Source organism: Streptomyces sp. YIM S03343 (genome assembly GCF_054729195.1).
Genome location: NZ_JBPUKX010000002.1, coordinates 537,410 through 555,674 on the forward strand (window position 1 = coordinate 537,410; position 18,265 = coordinate 555,674).

Sequence of the window (18,265 nt, forward strand, 5' to 3'; positions counted from 1 at the left end):
ACTACACGTCGTGGTCCGGGCGGCTGACGGCTCCGGTCCGTGCGGTGCCGAGCAGCGGAAAGCGGGGCCGTCAGCGAGTACTGCTCCTGATGCCCAGCCAGGGCAGGGGATCGTTGCAGGCACCGCCGTAGATCACTTCGAAGTGGAGGTGCGGGCCGGTGGACAGGCCGGTCGAGCCGACCAGCCCGATCAGGGTGCCGGCCCGGACGCTCCGGCCGACGGTGACCTGGAGGGCGGACAGCTGGCTGTACGTCGTCTGCAGCGGCTTGCCCGCGATGGTGCCGTGGTCCACGACGATCCGGTTGCCGTACGCCTTGGTGAGCCCGGCGAACACCACCCGGCCCTCGCGGGCGGCGTAGACCTCAGTGCCCTGTGTCCCGGCGAAGTCGGCACCGGTGTGCAGCTTGGTGACGCCGGTGAGGGGGTGCTTGCGGGTGCCGAAGGGCGAGGTCACGGTGAGGCCGCCGGTCAGCGGCGGGGTGAGCACGGCACCGGCGGGCGCGGCCGGGACGGCGGCACCGGTGGCTGCGGCGGTCCGGTCGAACGCCTCGTAGCGCGGCAGGAGCGACTTCACCTCGGAGACGTAGGTGCGCGCCCCGGCGGGCACGCCTCCGGCCTCGGTCACGTCGTCCGTGCCGGTCGCGTAGGCGGCGAGGGTGAGATCGACGAGGTCGCCGTTGATACGGCCGTCCGTCCTGAGGCCGGTGACCTCGGCTGCGAGCGAGCAGTCCTCGCGGCCCAGCGCGGTGACGGCGTCCGCGGGGTCGGTGGGCGAGGAGTGCCCGTCGCTGTCGGCGTCCTTGCCCCAGGTCTTCCATCCGGCGGGCGAGAACCCGGCGATGCCCTCGTCGTCCGACGGCGCCGAGGTCTCCTGCTTCCATCCGGAGAGCTGGTCGATCTGGGCGGCCAGCAAGGAGGGCGTGACCACGCTGCACCGGTCGGCCGCCTTGCGCAGCCACGGCGCATAGCTCTCGGCCATGGAGTCGGCACCGCTGTCCTGCTGCCCGGTCCCCTGCACCCAGTCCGGCGGAAAACCACCGTTCAACGCGAGAAACCCGGCGACGCCGGGGAGGGCGATGAGACAGGGGAGCACGAGAAGGGTGAACGGCCCGGGCCCACGGCGCCGGGGGCGCTCGGCGGGGGTGGTGGTCGGGGGTGGATCGGGGGTGACGGGAACGGCGGCCGGGGTGTCGGCTGTGGGGGACTGTGCCCGTGGGTTTTCGGTCACCGGGTGGAGCCCGGCGCGTCGCCGGAGGGGGCAGCGTGCCTTTCCGCGGCTGGTGCCGGGGGCAGGCGGGGGCGGGAGTCGTTCCTCACGGACGGAGGCTAGCGAGGGGCGTCCCCGGTGTCGCCGGGCTTGGGGGCAGAGTCCGCTGCCTGCAAGGGCAGGTCAGCCGGTCGTCTTGTTCCTCCTGCCCGGGCCAGCGATCACCGCCGACTGCCGACCGGGCGTACCTCCGTTTCGGATGGGCGCACCGCCCGGGTCCGGCCCAGCAGCGCCACCGAGCACACCGCCGCGACCGCGCACCACGTCGACACGAACTCCAGCCTCCACAGCGCCCGGCAGACGGCCGCGCCCACCGCGACCAGCACGCCCAGGGTCACCAGCCGCCGCTCGCCGGACACCAGCAGCGAGCCGATCGTGGCCAGCAGATAGCCCGCGGTGAGCAGCGTCCCGTGTGGCAGGGCGAAGACGTAGCCGACGGTGTGGCCGCGGATCTCGGCGCGCACCGGGCCGGTGGCCATCCGGTATACGAGCACGGCGGCCGTCGCGGCGCCCGCGGCGAGCGGGAGGCGGAGCCGCGGCCGGGCGGCGGGCGGGGCGGCGCAGAACACGGCCGCCGGGACCCACAGGGCGAGCAGGGGCAGCGCGATGACGGCCCAGGCGACGGTGGCGGGCCCGCTGCCACCGCCCGCGTGCCACACCGCCGCTTCCACGAGTTGATGGGCACCGAGCAGCAACGGCAGTGCGGCCAGCGGGAGTTGGCGCAAGTCACGGACCTGCGCCACACAGGCGACGCCGACCGCCGATATCCCGGCGCCCGCCACGAGATCGGCCGTCGCGCTCCAGCACATCACGCCCCCAGGGGTCACGGCTCGTGGTACGCGGATCCCTCCCGCACCACGCTACGCGGTCCACGCCACACAGGCCGCCGTGACCTCCGCCGCCGGAGATGATTGGCTGGCCGCGCGCATGTCATGCGCACCCGCACCACAGCCCGCACGGGCCGATCCGACAGCCCGCACGGGCCGATCCGCAGGAGGAACCACCGCGATGAGCAGCCCCTACACCTACGAGTACAAGGTCGTCACCTTCCGGGAGTCGCTGATAGGCGACGCGCTGGACAGCGACAAGCTGGAGAAGGTCCTCAACAAGCACGCGGAGGACGGCTGGGCCCTCAAGGCCCTCACCTCCGCCGATGTGAAGGGCCGTATCGGTCCCGGCGCGGTCGAGGGCCTGCTGCTGACCTTCGAGCGTCCCCGCCAGTGAGCTTCTGCCCCGCGGACGCCGGTACGGCCGGCGTCCGCGGGCCGCCCCCACACCGGCCTGCCGCCCTGTGCGTCTGCGGGTCCACGGCGCTTACCGGCCTACGGCTTGATGCCCACCCCGGTCCACACGCTGACCTCGGCGTCCGTGAGGTCCTTCGCCCGGACCTCGGTCTCCGCGTCGGGGCGCCAGCGGTGTCCGAGGGTCACGCCGGGGTCCAGCAGGTCGAGGCCGTCGAAGAAGCGGGCGACCTCGTCCGCCGTGCGGAGCTGCACGGGCGTACCGGCGTCGGTGTAGATGCCGGTGATCTTGTGCCAGGTCGGCGGGTCGAACTCGGCCGTGCCGTGGCTGAGCGCGAGCGCGCTGCCGGAGGGAAGCGCGGCGAGCAGGCGGCCGACGATGCCGTACGGGTCCTGGGCGTCGGTGACGAAGTGCATCAGGGCGTTCAGGGACAGCGCCACGGGCCGGTCCAGGTCGAGCACCTCGGCGAGTTCGGGCGTCTCCAGCAGGGCTTCGGGGTCGTTCACGTCCGCCTCGATGTACATCGTGCGGCCCTGCGGGGTGCTGCGCATCAGGCGCTCGGCGTACTTCAGGACGAGCGGGTCGTTGTCGGCGTAGACCACGCGTACCTCGGGGGCCACGGACTGGGCGACCTGGTGGAGGTTCGGCTCGGTGGGGATGCCGGTGCCGATGTCCAGCCACTGGCGGATGCCGTGCTCCTGGGCGAGGACCCGGGTGGCGCGGTGCATGAAGGCGCGGTTCTCCCGGGCGCCCAGGAACACCGCGGGGAACGTCTCGGCGACCGTCGCGGCGGCCTTGGCGTCGACCTCGAAGTGGTCCTTGCCGCCGAGGAAGTAGTCGTACATCCGGGCGGAGTGCGGCCTGCTGGTGTCGATGTCCCGCGCGGCGTTGGTGCTGCTCATCGTCTCCCCTTGACTGGTCTGCGTAGGTGTGCCGGGCAGGCCGCGGCCGACGCCGGCACGGTCCTTCCCGTTAGGGCCTGTCGCGCTTCAGCCGGCCGTCAGATGATCGGCCAGTCCCTGCTTGACTCCCAGGACGAACGCCCTGATCTCTTCCGGCGTGTAGATCAGCGCCGGTGACGCCGGGTCGGTCGACTGGCGCAGGGCCACCCGGCCGTCGGCGAGCTGCTTGGTCTCCACGCACTGACCTCCGTTGGGCCCGCTCCACGGACACTCCCAGCCCTGCTCACCGAGTTCCGAGGCAGGCATTCCGTTGTAGAACCGGGCGTCGGTGGTGGTCATGAGTACTCCTTGCGCATGCGGTCAAGGAGTGCCTTGCTGTCCGCGGCCGACGTCAGCAGCGACATACGGTTGTGAGCCTCCAGATGGGCGACGACGTCGGCGCGTTCGTCCAGGTACATGGAGGCGGACAGGATCTCGCTGTAGACGATGTCGGGCAGCTCCGGCTCCTCGAACCGGAAATAGGTGAACGGGGCACAGGCCCCGACATGGGCGCCGGCGGTGAAGGGCACGATGTCCACGCTGACATGGTCGAGTTCAGAGACCTCCAGGAGCTTGTCGATCTGCTCCCGCATCACCTCGGCGCCGCCGACCACGCGGTGCAGCACGGCCTCCTCCATGACCACCCACAGCGTCGGCGCGTTCTCCCTCGCCAGCAGACCCTGACGGCGCAGCCGGGCGTCCACCCGCCGCTCCAGCTCCTCCTCGCCGCCGTTCGGGAAGCCGCCGCGCAGTACGGCGCGCGCGTACCCGTAGGTCTGGAGCAGGCCGGTGACGTAGTGGGGCTCGTAGGTGCGTAAGGTCTTGGCGCCCGTCTCCAGACTCACGTACGCGGTGAACCAGTTGGGCAGTACGTCGCGGTAGGCGTGCCACCAGCCGGGCTCGTTGGCCCGTTCGGCCAGCGCGACGAACTCGTCGATCTCCTGCTGCCCGGCCCCGTAGGTCTGGAGCAGCTTCTCCACATAGAGGGGTTTGAGGGCGACCTCCGCCTTCTCCAGCCGGCGGATGGTGAGGGGCTTCACCCGCAGGGCACGGGCGGCGTCCTCCAAGGACGCCCCCGCGTTCAGCCGTATGTCCCGGAGCCGCCGCCCGAGGATCATGCGCAGCACCGTGGGAGCACTCGAGCCGGCGCCCGAACGAGCCTCGTTCACGCCCTACCTCCTGAGTGACCGTCAACAGGGCGATTCTGACAGCGACTTGATGATGCCACCAGTCGGATACCGGCGGGCTGAAATTATCAGGGAGTCGGTTGCACCGTGAACTCACCAACCAGCATGATGACTTCGTGAGCGACCCCGCCGAGCGCGCGCGTCACTCGTGCCACACGCCGCACACCGACTTGATCCGGACGACAGGCCCCAGCGCCCCGCGCTCGATGGAAGGCGATCACTGTGACCCCCCACACCGCTTCGTCCCACGGCCTCTTAACCCCTTCGGGCCCGCGACGCTCCCATTGGCTCGACCTTCCCGCGCACCGCGCGAGCGTGAAGATCGCCCGCGATGTGGTGCGGGAGCAGCTGTGTGTCTGGCGGCAGGCGGGCGATCTGTGCACCGACGCGGTGCTGCTGATCTCGGAGCTGGCCACCAATGCGGTGCTGCACGCCCGGGGCGGGCGGATGCTGTGCGGGGTGGAGCTGGTGCCGGAATCGGAGCTGAGGGTCGAGGTGCACGACGAGTACGGTGACGGCGACCACCGCGAGCCGTGTCTGCCCCGCCTCTCCCCCGCCCCGCACGCCGAGAGCGGGCGCGGGCTGCTGCTCGTCGAGCAGATCGCCGACGCCTGGGGAGTGACCCGCTCGACCCGTACCACGGGCAACGTGGTGTGGGCGGCGCTGCGCACCTGCGTCTGAGCCGTCACATCATTTGTGTGCAAGAGAGTTGGCGTGCCGGGACCGACATCGCCCGGCCGCCCGAGGGCGCGGTTGAAGCCGCGCGGGAGCGGGAAACTGCGGGGAGACCCCCTCCCCTGCCGAGGAAAACGATGTCAAAATCCATGATTGTCAAGTACCTGACATGCGGGACGATACTGCTGCTGTGGGCCACCGCACCCGCGGCCGTGGCCGCGCCGGCGCCGAACGCCGCCGCGAGCACCGCGCAGACCTCCGCGGCGACCACACAGACCTCCGCGACCGACGCCGCGACCGCCACCCCCACCACCGCCACCACCGCCACCACCGCCACCACCAGGACCTGGCAGCCCCCGCTGTCCACCCGCGGACGCTACATCGTCGACGCGAACGGCGACCGGTTCCGGCTGAAGTCGGCCAACTGGGACGGTGCACAGGGCTCCTGGACGGGCAGCGGCAGCGAGTCCGACGACGCCAACCACCACGCGGGGCAGAACTCGCACGGCATCCCGCTGGGCCTGGACCGGGCGCCGCTGTCCCGGCTCATGTCGGACTTCCGTGAACTCGGTGTCAACAGCGTCCGGTTGCCGTTCTCCAACGCCATGATCCACGCGACGGCGGCCGTGCCGGACTCGGCCGTGGCCGCCAATCCGCAACTGCGCGGGGACACCCCGCTCCAGGTGTACGACGCGGTCGTCACCGCGCTCTCCGACGCCGGGTTCGCCGTCATCCTCAACAACCACACGAACACCTCGCGTTGGTGCTGCGGTGTGGACGGCAACGAACGCTGGAACAGCGGCCGGAGCACCCAGCAGTGGGCGGACGACTGGGTGTTCATGGCCCGCCGTTACGCGAACGACCCGGGAGTGGTGGGCGCCGATCTCTACAACGAGGTCCGCCGTGACGTCCTCGACGACCCCAACTGGGGCGTGGGCGACGCCCATGACTGGTTCGCCGCCTCTCAGCTCGCCGCCGACCGCATCCTCACCGAGGCGAACCCGAACCTCCTGATCGTCGTCGAGGGCATCAACTGGACCGGGCTGCCCGTCGACGGACTCCCGCACGGCCGCCCCATGCTCACCCCCGCGGGCACGCTGTCGCACGCCCTGGTCGACAGCCGCAAACTGGTCTACTCCGCCCACTTCTACGGCTACACCGGCCCGAACCACAGCGGCGCCACCGGGATCGGCGAGACCCACGACGCCCGCTACCAGGACCTCAGCCGTGCCGACCTCTACCAGGCCCTGTACGACGAGGCGTTCTTCGCGGAGGAGAACGGCAGGCACTACACCGCGCCGGTGTGGATCAGCGAGTTCGGCATCGGCGCCGGGGAGACCGGTGCCGCGGCCCGCACGTGGTTCGGCAACATCACCGACTACTTCGCCGACCACGACACCGACTTCGCCTACTGGCCCCTGGTCGGCTGGGAGGGCCACGACGACTGGGCCCTGCTGCGCTACGACATGCAGGGCGGGCGGCACGGGCTCCTCGACGACTCCGACTGGCGCCGGGGCGCCTGGGACCACCTCATGACCGCGCCCGCCCTGACGGGCTCCGTGGCCGCGACCCCGGTGTGGCGCATGCTCAACACCGACCACGGCGACTACGTCCAGTCGCTGCGGGTGCGCGCCCAGGGCGACTGGGACTCCGGGGCCTCCAAGGCCGTCTGCCCCGACGGACTGCGGCTGACCGGGCTCGGCCACACCTCGGGCCGGGGCCTGTGCACCGACGCCACCGCGGGCGACCTGCGGGCCGGCGGCACTGCCCAGGTCGTCGTCACGGACGAGCGCTACGTCCCCTCGGGCGGCGACTGGGCCTCCGGGTACACCAAGCTCCAGTGCCCGGCCGGTGACTTCCTCGTCGGCTACAGCCACCGCGGGACGCGGACCTCGGCGGCGCTGTGCGTCCCGGCCCGGGTCACGCTCGGCGGCACCTCGCGCACGGTGTGGTTCGACCGCTCCGACAACCGGCCCCCGGGCTCGTCCGGCGGCGACTTCGCCTACCAGGACTACAAGGGCCAGTGCGGGGACGACGAGTACGCGGCGGGCATCGCCTTCACCACCCGCTTCGCCGCCTATCCCGGCCCCGACGCGCTGCTGTGCCGCACCCTGTCCTGACCGGCCGCACATCCCGACCGCCCTGGCCGGCCTAGTGCTGTGACCGGAAAGGTTTGCCGGAAAGCCCGCGGCGTCCGGTGCGGTGCATCGCAAGGCGGAGCATCGTCCGCGTACTGGATGTACTCGGGTGATGCGACAACGGGGCGAGGTGCCGTGCCGGGCGTCGCGGGCCGGTGAACCTTTCCGGTCGCAGCACCAGCGGCTCACGCCAGGTCCTGCTCCGCCCAGATGATCTTCCCGCCCGCCGTGTAGCGAGCGCCCCAGCGGCGGGCCATCTGGGCGACGAGGAACAGACCCCGGCCGCCCTCGTCGGTGCTGCGGGCGTGCCGGAGCCGGGGTGCGGTACTGCTGGCGTCGGCGACCTCGCAGGTCAGCCGGGAGTCGCGCAGCAGCCGCAGCCGGATGGGCCAGGCGGCGTGCCGCATCGCGTTGGTGACCAGCTCGCTCACGATCAGCTCGGTCGTCATGACCATGTCGTGCAGTCCCCAGGCCGCCAGTTGACGGGTCGTGCGGGCGCGCAGCTCGGCCACGGCGGCCGGGTCCTCGGGGACGTCCCAGGAGACGACGTGGTCGGCGCCGAGGGCGTGGGTGCGGGCCAGCAGGAAGGCGATGTCGTCGGAGCGGGTCAGCGGCACAAGCTGCTGCACGGCGGTGCTGCACAGGGTCGCGAGGTCCGTGGTGGTCCGGGACAGCAGCTCGGCGAGCCGGGTCATGCCGGGCTCGATGTCGCCGTCGGGTCCCTCGATGAGCCCGTCGGTGTAGAGCCCGAGGAGGCTGTTCTCCGGGAGTTCGATCTCGGTGGACTCGAAGGCCATCCCGCCGAGGCCGAGCGGGGGTCCGGCGGGCGGCTCGGGGAAGGTGACATTGCCGTCGGGCGTGACGACGACCGGGGGCGGGTGGCCCGCCCGGGCCATGGCGCACCGCCGGGTGACGGGGTCGTAGACGGCGTAGAGGCAGGTCGCCCCGAGGAATCCGGCGGTGCTCTGCCGGGCCTCGTCGACGCCTGTCTCCGCCTCGCTGAGCCGCAGCACGAGGTCGTCGAGGTGCGCGAGCAGTTCGTCGGGGGGCAGTTCCATGTCGGCGAGGGTCTGTACGGCGGTGCGCAGCCTGCCCATGGTGGCCGCCGCGGTGATGCCGTGGCCGACGACGTCTCCGACGACCAGGCCGACGCGGGCGCCGGACAGCGGGATGACGTCGAACCAGTCGCCGCCGACCCCGCCCGTGGCGTCGGCCGGCACATAGGAGGAGGCCACCTCCAGGGCCGTACCGCCCGCCAGGGCCTGCGGCAGCAGGCTCTGCTGGAGGGTGACGGCGGCCGTGTGCTCACGGGTGTAGCGGCGGGCGTTGTCCACGCACAGCGCGGCCCGCGCGACCAGCTCCCGGGCGACCAGGACGTCGTCGTGCCCGAAGGACACGGGGTTGGCGGAGCGGGCGAACGTGGTGAGGCCGAGCACGGTGTTGCGGGCCCGCATCGGCACGGAGATCAGGGAGTGCAGGCCGAGTTCGCGGATGTGCGCGGCGCTCCCGGGCTGCCGGGCGCTCCACAGATCGTCGTCCGGGTCGAGCACCGGGACGAGGACCGGCCCGCCGCCGGTGAGCAGGTCCACACCGTGCCGAGGGGGCCAGAAGTCGGCCCGCTCGCCGATCCCCGCGGTCGCCCCCGGCCGGTTCTCGTACACGGAACTCATCGCGGCGCGCCGCATCACCGGTCGTACGGGCACGGGCGGCGCCCCGTCCGGCCAGTCGACGGGCACGTCCGCGTCGAGGACGTGCTCCAGCAGGTCGACGACGACGAAGTCGGCGAACCGGGGCACGGCGAAGTCGGCGAGTTCCTGCGCGGTCCGCAGCACGTCGAGGGTGGTGCCGATGTCGGCGCCCGCCTCGTTGACCAGGGTCAGCAGTCTGCGGGCGGTCCACCGCTCGGTGACGTCGACGACCATGTAGCAGATCCCGGCGACGGTGCCGTCTGCGTCGACCAGCGGGAAGAACGACGAGGAGTAGGCGTGCCTGCGGTGCGGGTCGGCCCAGCTCCAGCCCAGATACTCGTAGTCGGTGACCGGGTTGCCGGTCGCCAGGACCTTGCGCATCAGCTCCTCGATGGTGTCCGCCTGGATGCCCGGCAGCAGGTCGCTCAGCCGCCGGCCCAACCGCTGTCTCCTGGGCACACCGCCGAAGCGTTCGAGGGTGTCGTTGAGCCATACGTAGCGCAGGTCCAGGTCCAGGACGGCCATGCCGACTGGGGAGCGGGTGAGGAAGCCGTCCAGGACGGACTGGTCCATGCTCCACTGCGGGCGCTGCTCGCGCGCCGAGACGAGAAAGCACTCCCGGCCGCGGCCCGGCTTCCCGGACCGTCCCTCGGGCGGGCCCGCGATTTGGAAGGAGGCCGACACCCGCAGATCGGCTTCGACCCGGTGGCCGTCCCGGTGCCGCAGCGTGACCAGCCCGTTCCAGCCCATTCCGGCGCGGCACCGCTCGACGACGGCCGCCACCCGTGCCGGGTCCCCTGCGCCCGCCGGCAGCAGCGCGGCGGACCGGCCCACGACCTGCGCCGCCGGGAGGCCGAGGAGCGCCTCGGCGCCCCGCGTCCAGCCGATCACGGTGCCGTCCGTGTCCAGCACCGCGGTGGCCTCGGTGGATGCGTCGAAGGGCTCGCCCGGGCCGGTGGGCCCGGGTCCTTCCGGCCGGGCCGCCGCGGGCGTTTCGGAGGCTTTTCGCGAAGAATCCATCGATTCCATCCTTTACACCACCATGGTCCGTCACGCTCGTCCGGGAATTATCAGGAGGCCCCCTCCAGTTGTTGACGGAGGAGCGCCGTGGCGCGTGACGCAGGTGACGACGGCTGGAACGAGGTGGCGGCGATGCCGGCGACGAGCCCGATTACCCGGACTAGCCCGACGAGCCCGACGACCGAGGACCCGGTGGCCGTCCTCCCCGTCATGCACGCCCCCGCACGCCCGGCGGGCGAGGAGCGGCGCAGGCGGCGCACCGTGAAGCTGCTGGCGCTCTCGGTGCTCGGGCTGATCCCCTGGACGGTGCTGATGGCCCTGACGCTGCCCTCCGACTACCGAGTCCACCAGTGGCGCGCCGCCTGGGTGGGCTTCGACATCCTGCTGCTCACGGCCGCCGGGGCGACGGCGGTACTGGCCCGCAGACGGCACGCGGGAGCCGTACTGGCGGCGCTGGCCACGGCGGTGCTGCTGGTGTGCGACGCGTGGTTCGACGTGTCGCTCGACTTCGGCACTCCGGCGGTGTGGGCGTCGGCGGCACTCGCCGTGTTCGTGGAGCTGCCGGTGGCGGCCTTCCTCGTGCACCGTGCGCACACGCTGCTGCGGCAGCACTGGGCACCCGTGCGGCAGCCGGGACGGTGAGCGCGCGGGGCGCCAGTGTCCCGGCCGCCGTGCCGGTCAGTCGGTGGCGTAGCCGAGCTGGCGTCTGATGTAGGGGGTCATCAGGGTGCGCGCCTTGGCCAGGGTGGAGGTGCGGGTGCCCAGGATCGCGGTCTCGCCGCCGGGCACGGGCACCATGGTCATTCCGTCGGCCGAGCCGAACGGCACGATCATCGGGGTGCGGTGGTACGCCCGGTACAGCCGCAGTTCCTTGCGGTGCCTGCCCGGACTCCCGAGATGGTCGCGGATGTTGTGGGCCGCGAGGTCCGCCTGGGCCAGCGCGGCGGGGGTGATCTTGACGTCGGTGGCGTCATTGACGTCACCGATCGCGAACACGTCCGAGCGGCCCTCGACCCGCAGGGTGCGGTCGACCTTGATGTGCCCGGACGCGGTCAGCCAGTCGCCGAGTCCGGCCATGCGCAGCCAGAACGTGTTGGGGGTGGTGCCGGTCGCCCAGAACGACAGATCGGCCTCGACGACGCTGCCCCGGGCGTCCCGGTAGGTGCCGAACTCGCTGCCCGGGGACATGAAGGAGTCGAGCCGCACCGTCACATGGTGCGCCTCCAGCCAGGCGCGGGCCCGCCGCCCGGCCGCCGCGCTGCCCGTGGAGTGCATCAGCTCCGTCCCCGAGTGGGCGAGCGTGACCGGGATCCCGGGTCTTGCCAGGCGGATCTCGGCGCTGAGCTCCACACCGGAGGGCCCGCCGCCGACGACGAGGACATGCTCGGCGCCGGCGATCTTCTTCTGGTGCTGGGCGAAGTTCTCGACCGCCTCGTCGGCGGTGGTACCGGCGAAGCGGGCCGGTTCGGGGTAGTCGGCGCCGGTGGCGATGACCAGCACGTCGTAGGACAGCCGTTCACCGGTACCGAGGACGACCTCCCGTTCCGCCGTGTCGATCCGGACGGCCTTGCCGACGGTCACACGGCCGTTCTGGAGCAGCCGGTCGTACGGGATGAGCGGGGTCACCGTCCACGCGGGGCGCACTCCCGCGCGCAGGGAGGCGATGCGGTGGAAGAAGATCTCCTTGCGGTCCACCAGGGTGACGCGTGTCGTCGCGTCCAGCCGTTTTGCCAGGCGGACTCCCGCGTATCCGCCGCCTATCACCACAACTTCGCCGTCGTGCAAGCCAAGTCTCCATTGCATGTGGGGGCATGTGGGGGGTGGGCGTGACGCGGCCGTCGTGCGACGCCGTCGTCACTCGCCCGGCGGCGAGCGTAGCGCCTGCGCACGGACCCGGTCCCCGGGTGGTTGAAGTGCGCACTTTGGGCCGGGAGCCGGGAAGGCCCCCCGACGCGGGGTCGGGGGGCCGGTGAGCGATGCGCGCCAGGCGCAAGTGACACAGGGGTCCGGCCCTGTTTCGGGTGCGGTGTTCAGGCCGCGGCGGCGCCGGTCCGCTGTGCCTCGCCGGTGTCGCCGGTGTCGCCGGCATCGCGGTGGATCGGTGTCCCGGAGCCGGTCAGCGGGACACCGGTGCCACCGCGCCGTACGGCGACGATCTCCGCGGCGATGGACACGGCCGTCTCCTCCGGGGTACGGGCGCCGAGATCCATCCCGATCGGGGACCTGAGCCGTGCCAGCTCCCGGTCCGTGAGGCCGACGTCACGCAGCCGCCGTTCCCGGTCGGCGTGGGTGCGGCGGGAGCCCATGGCGCCGACGAACGCCACCGGCAGCCGCAGCGCGACCGCCAGCAGGGGTACGTCGAACTTGGCGTCGTGGGTGAGGACGCACAGCACGGTGCGCGCGTCGGTCGCCGTGCCCCGCAGATAGCGGTGCGGCCAGTCGACGACCACCTCGTCCGCCTCGGGGAAGCGGGCCGGGGTGGCGAAGACGGGGCGGGCGTCGCACACGGTCACCTGATAGCCGAGGAACTTGCCCGCCCGCACCAGTGCCGCGGCGAAGTCGATCGCACCGAAGACGATCATCCGGGGCGGCGGCTGGCTCGACTCGACCAGCAGCATGAGTCCGCCGGGGCAGTGGGTGCCGTCCTCCGAGAGACCGACGGTGCCGGTGCGGCCCGCCTCCAGCAGGGCACGGGCCTCGGCCGCCGCCGTCCGGTCCACCTCGGCCGTACCGCCGAGGCCGCCTTCGTACGACCCGTCGGGCCGCACCAGCAGGGCGGTGCCGAGCAGTCCGGCAGGGCCCCGCACGACCCGGGCGACGGCCACCGGGCGGCCCTCGGCGGCCTCCTCCAGGGCCGAGCACAGCACGGCCCTGACAGGTGAGCCGGCGCCAATCGGCACAACCATGATGTCGAGGACTCCACCGCAGGTCAGCCCTACGGCGAAGGCGTCCTCGTCGCTGTAGCCGAAGCGCTCGACGACGGTCCTGCCGTCGGCGAGCGCCTCCTGGCACAGCTCGTACACGGCGCCCTCCACACAGCCGCCGGACACCGAGCCGACGACCGTGCCGTCCGTGTCGACGGCGAGTGCGGCGCCGGGGCCGCGCGGCGCGCTGCCGCCCGTGGAGACTACGGTGGCGAGCGCGAACGCGCGGCCCTCATCGAGCCAGCGCCGCAGATCGGCGGCGATGTCAAGCATCGCGGGCCGCCGTCAGCACACGGTCGGGCCGGATCGGCAGGCTGCGGTGCCGTACGCCGGTGGCGTGCCAGACCGCGTTGGCGACGGCCGCCGCGGCGCCCACGATGCCGACCTCGCCGATGCCCCTGATGCCGACCGGGTCCTCCGGGTCGGGGGCGTCGACCCAGTCCGCCTCGATGTGCGGCACATCGGCGTGGGTGGCCACGTGATAGCCGGCGAGGTCGGCGCCGACCAGACCGCCGGTCGCGCTGTCACGGACGGCCTCCTCGTGCAGCGCCATCGACAGGCCCCAGATCATGCCGCCCACCAACTGGCTGCGCGCGGTGAGGGGATTGACGATCCGGCCCGCCGCGAACATGCCCAGCATGCGGCGCACCCGGACCTCGCCGGTGGCGGTGTCGACGGCCACCTCGGCGAACTGCGCCCCGAACGAGTGCCGTTCGCGCTGAGCAAGGGCGCCGACGGCCGCGGTGGTGTCCGACGTCACGGTGATGCCCTCGGCCGGTACGCCGTCGCCGAGCGCGAGCCGTTCGCGCAGTTCGCGGCCGGCCTCGGTGACCGCCCAGGCCCAGGAGCGGGTGCCCATGGAGCCGCCCGCGATCATCGCGGGGCCGAAATCGCTGTCGCCGATGCGCACATGCACCCGCTCCGGGGGTACCCCGAGCACATCGGCGGCGATCAGGGTGAGCGCGGTGCGGGCGCCGGTGCCGATGTCGGCGGCGGAGATCCGCACGGTGAAGGTGCCGTCCGGCCGGGCCGTCACCGCGGCCGTGGACGGCATCGCCCCGGCCGGGAAGGAGGCGGCGGCGGTGCCGGTGCCCAGCAGCCAGCGTCCGTCCCTGCGCAGTCCCGGGCGCGGGTCCCGGTCCGCCCAGCCGAATCGTGCGGCGCCCTCGGTGAAGCAGCCTCGCAGATTGCGTCCGGCGTACGGGAGTCCGGAGACCGGGCCGGTCTCCGGTTCGTTGCGCAGCCGCAGTTCGATGGGGTCGATGCCGCACCGCTCGGCGAGTTCGTCCATGGCCGACTCCAGGGCGAACGAGCCCGGTGCCTCGCCCGGCGCGCGCATCCAGGTCGGGCTGGGCACATCGAGCCTGACGATCCGGTTGGCGGTGCGGTGGGCGTCGGCGTCGTACATCACCCGGGCCGGTCCGGCCGCGGGCTCGACGAACTCGTAGACGGTGGACGTGGCGTTGAGGGAGCGGTGCTCCAGGGCGCGCAACCGTCCGTCGGTGTCGGCGCCGAGCCTGATCCGCTGCACGGTGGGGCTGCGGTATCCGGCCAGCGAGAACATCTGACGGCGAGTCAGGACGACGCGCACCGGCCGCTGGAGGACGGTCGCGGCCATGACGGCGGCGATCTGGGGGGCGCGTACGCCCTTGCTGCCGAAGCCGCCGCCGACGTGCTCGGAGCGCACGTGCACGGCACCCGGGTCGAGGGAGAACATGGCGGCCAGTTCACCGACGACCCAGGTGGCGCCCTGGTTGGAGTCGATCACCTCGAGCCGTCCGCCGTCCCAGTGGGCGGTGGCGGCGTGCGGCTCCATCGGGTTGTGGTGCTCTTCGGGGGTGGTGTACTCGGCGTCCAGGACGACGGCGGACGCGGCGAGCGAGGCCTCCACGTCGCCCTTGCCGGTCTCGCCGGGCATATGGCCGTCCAGCGCGTAGGCGTCCGGGTGCTCGGGGTCCAACACGACGTCGTGCGGCTCCTGTTCGTAGTGCACGACGAGTGACTCGGCCGCCTCGCGGGCCTGTTCGGAGGTCTCGGCGACGACCAGGGCGACCGGCCAGCCGAGGCTCGGCACCCGGTCGTGCTGGAAGAGGGCGCAGGTCGGGTCGGGGCGGGTGCCGAGCAGAGAGATGTAGTCGGTCTCCAGGTGGGGGGCGGTGCGGTGGTCCAGGACCGCGAGGACGCCGGGCATCGCGAGCACCGGATCCGAGTCGATGCCCCGGATGCGGCCCCGGGCTACCGTGGACAGCACCAGCCAGCCGTAAGCGAGTTCGGTGAAGGGCACCTCACCGGCGTAGCGGGCGGCGCCGGTGACCTTGTCACGGCCCTCCACGCGGATGTGCGCGGTGCCGACGGCGTTCGCCGCACGGTGTTCGCTGGTCGTGGTCATCGTGCGGCCTCCGCAGTGTTCCCGGCGAGTTCGGTGAGCACGGCGACGACGAGGTTGCTCATCAGGGGCACCTTGTAGCGGTTGTGGGGCAGCGGGCGGGCAGCTGCGAGCTCGGCGTCCGCGGCGGCGCGGAAGCTCGCCTCGTCGGCGGGCGCTCCCCGCAGGGCCTGTTCAGCCGCGTGGGCCCGCCAGGGCCGGGAGGCCACGGCTCCGAAGGCCAGCCGTACGTCGCGTACGACGCCGTCCCGGATGTCGAGGGCGGCGGCGACCGAGCCGATGGCGAAGGCGTACGAGGCGCGCTCGCGCACCTTGCGGTAGCGGGAGTTGGCCGCCGTGGGCGCCGGGGGAAGGGTGACTCCGGTGATCAGGGCGCCCGGCGGCAGGGCGGTCTCGCGGTGCGGGGTGTCGTCCACGGGCAGATAGAGGTCGGCGATCGACAGGTCGCCCGGGCCGTCGGCGGTCTCGTAGTGGACCACGGCGTCGAAGGCGGTCAGGGCGACGCCCATGTCGGAGGGGTGGACGGCCACGCAGTGCGCGGAGGCGCCTAGAACGGCGTGGTTGTGGTGCTCCCCCTCGACGGCGGGGCAACCGCTGCCGGGGACACGCTTGTTGCAGGGCCGGGTCACATCGGCGAAGTAGGCGCAGCGGGTGCGCTGGAGCAGATTGCCGCCGACGGTGGCCATGTTGCGCAGTTGCCCGGAGGCTCCGGCGAGGACGGCCTGGGTCAGCGCCGGGTAGCGGCGCCTGACCTCGGGGTGGACGGCGAGGTCGCTGTTGGTGACGGTGGCGCCGATGCGCAGGCCGCCGTCAGGGGTCGGCTCCACCCGGTCTAAGGGCAGTTCGCGCACATCGACGAGGCGGCCTGGTCGTTCGACCCCGGTCTTCATCAGGTCGACCAGGTTGGTGCCGCCCGCCAGGAAGCGGGCCGCGGGGTCCGCGTCGAGCAGGGCGAGGGCGCCGGAGACGTCGTGGGCGCGCTGGTAGGCGAACTCCTTCACGCGGCCGCCCCCTCGGGCTCGGCGGCGGCGGTTGCCGTCTTGGCGGCGGCGCGCGAGACGGCCTCCACGATCTGCACATACGCGCTGCACCGGCACAGATTGCCGCTCATCCGCTCCCTGATCTCCTCGGCGGTCAGGTCCGGCGGTCCGGCCTCGGGCCGGACGTCCCCGGTGACGGCGCTCGGCCAGCCCGCCGCGTGCTCCTCGATCACGGCGACGGCGGAACAGATCTGGCCGGGGGTGCAGTAGCCGCACTGGTAGCCGTCCAGCTCCAGGAAGGCCTTCTGGACCGGATGGAGTTCGTCCCCCTGGGTGAGTCCTTCGACGGTGGTGATCTCCCGTCCCTCGGCCGCGACGGCGAGCTGGAGACAGGACACGGCCCGGCGGCCGTCGACCAGAACGGTGCAGGCACCGCACTGCCCCTGGTCACAGCCCTTCTTGGTGCCGGTCAGATCGAGCCGCTCGCGCAGCGCGTCGAGCAGGGTGGTGCGGTGGTCGACGGTCAGCGTGTGCTTCTCGCCGTTGATGTGCAGGGTGATGGCGCTGGACGCCGTCGAGGGCGCTTGAGCCATGGTCAGCCTTCTTTCACAGGTGCGGTACGCGTCTGCGGGGACGCGCAGGCAAGCAGAGGAACAGGAGGCGTACAGTGCACGCGGTCGTGTGTCAGAGCCGTCTGAGCAGGTCATGCGTGTCGAAGGTGGCAGGACACGGGCATCCGCGGTGTACGTGGGCATGTCGGCCGACGACGTTCACCGGTACGATGAGCCGAAGCGGACAGCTGTCCGTTACCCGGAAGCGTAACGGACAGCTGTCCGCTCAGCAAGGGCCGGACCCGGACACGGGGGCCGGAAGAAGGGCCGGACCCGGACACGGGGCCCGGAAGGAGGACCCGTGGCGGAGAGACGGAGCGCGCCGCAGCGCTCGGACGCACAGCGCAATCGCGAGCGCATCCTGGAGGTGGCGCTGGCCGAGCTGACCTGCTGCGCCGAGACACCGCTGAGCGCGATCGCCAAGAAGGCCGGCGTCGGACAAGGCACGTTCTACCGCAACTTCCCCAACCGGGAGGCGCTGGTCCTGGAGATCTACCGCCATGAGACGCAGCAGGTCACCGACAGCGCGGCCCAGTTGCTCGCGACGCGGGAGCCGGACCGGGCCCTGCGTGAGTGGATGGACCGGCTCGCCCAGTACGCCATGGCGAAGGCCGGCCTGGCCGATGCGATGCGCCTGGCCATCAGCACCTCCCCCAGCCCGGCGAAGCCCGGGTACGCACAGATGCTGGAAGCGGTCGGCCTCCTGCTGCGCGCCAACGAGTCGGCGGGCACGATCCGCCCCGGCGTCACGGCCGACGACTTCATGCTGGCCATCGCCGGCCTCTGGCAGATAGACCCCCGCGGCCCCGACTGGCAGGGCCGCACCACCCGCCTCCTGGACTTCGTCATGGACGGGCTCCGGGCGGGGGCGCCGGGCCGCTAGGCGCTCCGCCTCTGCGATGTGCCGTCTGTCATCTGTCGTCTGCGGCACCGTTGTGGCTGGTCGCGCAGTTCCCCGCGCCCCTTTGGGGCGTTGCCGCACCGCAGTGGACTTCGCCCGCCCTGCTTGGGCCGCTTCTTTCCGACCATCGAAGCGGAACCCGGCAGGTCGCAGCTCCTGTGGTCGACAATGGACAGGGCCGGTGAACCGTCCGGTTTCGGCCTCGTCCGAGAGCGGGACGGGCACGGTATCGGCCGGGACGAGAGGCCGTGTGGTGCGGGTGGACATATCCGGCAGAGCCGTGGAAGCGCGGATCGAGCGGCTGA

General features: G+C 72.3%; 16 protein-coding genes. 5 read left to right on the forward strand and 11 right to left on the reverse strand.

Going from position 1 to position 18,265, the window contains the following annotated elements:
* Window positions 1-70 precede the first annotated feature (70 nt).
* Window positions 71-1,228 (reverse strand): M23 family metallopeptidase, encoded by a 1,158-nt coding sequence (locus ACSYGN_RS38190; RefSeq protein ID WP_460404895.1) that lies wholly within the window; start codon window positions 1,226-1,228, stop codon window positions 71-73.
* A gap of 200 nt (window positions 1,229-1,428) precedes the next feature.
* On the reverse strand, window positions 1,429-2,076 hold the full coding sequence (locus ACSYGN_RS38195) for a DUF6629 family protein (RefSeq protein WP_460404897.1): 648 nt from the start codon (window positions 2,074-2,076) through the stop codon (window positions 1,429-1,431).
* Between the two features lie 199 nt (window positions 2,077-2,275).
* Here ACSYGN_RS38195 and ACSYGN_RS38200 point away from each other — a divergent pair, with 199 nt between their 5' ends.
* A complete protein-coding gene (locus tag ACSYGN_RS38200; RefSeq protein WP_460404899.1) occupies window positions 2,276-2,491 on the forward strand; it encodes a DUF4177 domain-containing protein in 216 nt (71 codons plus the stop codon).
* A gap of 98 nt (window positions 2,492-2,589) precedes the next feature.
* On the opposite strand, the gene ACSYGN_RS38205 is transcribed toward ACSYGN_RS38200, so the two are convergent.
* The 3 genes from ACSYGN_RS38205 to ACSYGN_RS38215 all read right to left on the reverse strand — a co-directional run bounded on the left by ACSYGN_RS38205 (window position 2,590) and on the right by ACSYGN_RS38215 (window position 4,619).
* Window positions 2,590-3,411, reverse strand: coding sequence for an SAM-dependent methyltransferase (locus tag ACSYGN_RS38205; RefSeq protein ID WP_460404901.1), 822 nt, complete (start codon window positions 3,409-3,411; stop codon window positions 2,590-2,592).
* An 87-nt stretch (window positions 3,412-3,498) separates the two neighbouring features.
* The gene (locus ACSYGN_RS38210; protein ID WP_460404903.1) at window positions 3,499-3,750 is read right to left on the reverse strand and encodes a DUF397 domain-containing protein; all 252 of its coding nucleotides are present in this window, start codon (window positions 3,748-3,750) and stop codon (window positions 3,499-3,501) included.
* A complete protein-coding gene (locus ACSYGN_RS38215) occupies window positions 3,747-4,619 on the reverse strand; it encodes a helix-turn-helix domain-containing protein (protein WP_460404905.1) in 873 nt (290 codons plus the stop codon). The genes ACSYGN_RS38210 and ACSYGN_RS38215 overlap by 4 nt, the downstream gene beginning before the upstream one ends.
* A 240-nt stretch (window positions 4,620-4,859) precedes the next feature.
* Here ACSYGN_RS38215 and ACSYGN_RS38220 point away from each other — a divergent pair, with 240 nt between their 5' ends.
* Window positions 4,860-5,318 carry an ATP-binding protein gene (locus ACSYGN_RS38220; RefSeq protein WP_460404907.1) on the forward strand — a complete coding sequence of 153 codons (459 nt, stop codon included), beginning with the start codon at window positions 4,860-4,862 and terminating at the stop codon, window positions 5,316-5,318.
* A gap of 143 nt (window positions 5,319-5,461) precedes the next feature.
* The gene (locus ACSYGN_RS38225; RefSeq protein WP_460404909.1) at window positions 5,462-7,432 is read left to right on the forward strand and encodes a glycoside hydrolase family 5 protein; all 1,971 of its coding nucleotides are present in this window, start codon (window positions 5,462-5,464) and stop codon (window positions 7,430-7,432) included.
* A 203-nt stretch (window positions 7,433-7,635) separates the two neighbouring features.
* Here ACSYGN_RS38225 and ACSYGN_RS38230 read toward each other — a convergent pair whose 3' ends face one another.
* Window positions 7,636-10,158, reverse strand: coding sequence for a SpoIIE family protein phosphatase (locus tag ACSYGN_RS38230; RefSeq protein ID WP_460404911.1), 2,523 nt, complete (start codon window positions 10,156-10,158; stop codon window positions 7,636-7,638).
* Window positions 10,159-10,245: 87 nt separating this feature from the next.
* On the opposite strand from ACSYGN_RS38230, the gene ACSYGN_RS38235 reads away from it, so the two are divergent.
* Window positions 10,246-10,800, forward strand: coding sequence for a hypothetical protein (locus ACSYGN_RS38235; RefSeq protein WP_460404913.1), 555 nt, complete (start codon window positions 10,246-10,248; stop codon window positions 10,798-10,800).
* A gap of 36 nt (window positions 10,801-10,836) precedes the next feature.
* On the opposite strand, the gene ACSYGN_RS38240 is transcribed toward ACSYGN_RS38235, so the two are convergent.
* From ACSYGN_RS38240 to ACSYGN_RS38260, 5 genes are all read right to left on the reverse strand, one after another.
* Complete coding sequence (locus ACSYGN_RS38240) at window positions 10,837-11,943, reverse strand: NAD(P)/FAD-dependent oxidoreductase (protein WP_460404915.1); 1,107 nt, start codon at window positions 11,941-11,943, stop codon at window positions 10,837-10,839.
* Window positions 11,944-12,188: 245 nt separating this feature from the next.
* Complete coding sequence (locus ACSYGN_RS38245; protein ID WP_460404917.1) at window positions 12,189-13,355, reverse strand: XdhC family protein; 1,167 nt, start codon at window positions 13,353-13,355, stop codon at window positions 12,189-12,191.
* Window positions 13,348-15,471: a xanthine dehydrogenase family protein molybdopterin-binding subunit gene (locus ACSYGN_RS38250; RefSeq protein WP_460404919.1), complete on the reverse strand. Its 2,124-nt coding sequence runs from the start codon at window positions 15,469-15,471 to the stop codon at window positions 13,348-13,350. Before ACSYGN_RS38250 ends, ACSYGN_RS38245 begins: the two co-directional genes overlap by 8 nt.
* Window positions 15,468-16,469: an FAD binding domain-containing protein gene (locus ACSYGN_RS38255; protein ID WP_460404921.1), complete on the reverse strand. Its 1,002-nt coding sequence runs from the start codon at window positions 16,467-16,469 to the stop codon at window positions 15,468-15,470. Before ACSYGN_RS38255 ends, ACSYGN_RS38250 begins: the two co-directional genes overlap by 4 nt.
* Window positions 16,466-17,041, reverse strand: coding sequence for a 2Fe-2S iron-sulfur cluster-binding protein (locus ACSYGN_RS38260; protein WP_460404923.1), 576 nt, complete (start codon window positions 17,039-17,041; stop codon window positions 16,466-16,468). Before ACSYGN_RS38260 ends, ACSYGN_RS38255 begins: the two co-directional genes overlap by 4 nt.
* A 319-nt stretch (window positions 17,042-17,360) precedes the next feature.
* Between ACSYGN_RS38260 and ACSYGN_RS38265 the strand changes: the two genes are divergently transcribed.
* Window positions 17,361-17,942 carry a TetR/AcrR family transcriptional regulator gene (locus ACSYGN_RS38265; protein ID WP_460404925.1) on the forward strand — a complete coding sequence of 194 codons (582 nt, stop codon included), beginning with the start codon at window positions 17,361-17,363 and terminating at the stop codon, window positions 17,940-17,942.
* The last annotated feature ends 323 nt before the right edge of the window (window positions 17,943-18,265 follow it).

Excerpts from the sequence above, each read along its gene's own strand:
- ACSYGN_RS38205 (WP_460404901.1), bottom strand. The coding sequence starts at position 3,411 with ATGAGCAGCACCAACGCCGCGCGGGACATCGACACCAGCAGGCCGCAC.
- ACSYGN_RS38230 (WP_460404911.1), bottom strand. The coding sequence starts at position 10,158 with ATGGATTCTTCGCGAAAAGCCTCCGAAACGCCCGCGGCGGCCCGGCCG.
- ACSYGN_RS38195 (WP_460404897.1), bottom strand. The coding sequence starts at position 2,076 with ATGTGCTGGAGCGCGACGGCCGATCTCGTGGCGGGCGCCGGGATATCG.
- ACSYGN_RS38200 (WP_460404899.1), top strand. The coding sequence starts at position 2,276 with ATGAGCAGCCCCTACACCTACGAGTACAAGGTCGTCACCTTCCGGGAG.
- ACSYGN_RS38260 (WP_460404923.1), bottom strand. The coding sequence starts at position 17,041 with ATGGCTCAAGCGCCCTCGACGGCGTCCAGCGCCATCACCCTGCACATC.
- ACSYGN_RS38210 (WP_460404903.1), bottom strand. The coding sequence starts at position 3,750 with ATGACCACCACCGACGCCCGGTTCTACAACGGAATGCCTGCCTCGGAA.
- ACSYGN_RS38245 (WP_460404917.1), bottom strand. The coding sequence starts at position 13,355 with ATGCTTGACATCGCCGCCGATCTGCGGCGCTGGCTCGATGAGGGCCGC.
- ACSYGN_RS38225 (WP_460404909.1), top strand. The coding sequence starts at position 5,462 with ATGATTGTCAAGTACCTGACATGCGGGACGATACTGCTGCTGTGGGCC.
- ACSYGN_RS38250 (WP_460404919.1), bottom strand. The coding sequence starts at position 15,471 with ATGACCACGACCAGCGAACACCGTGCGGCGAACGCCGTCGGCACCGCG.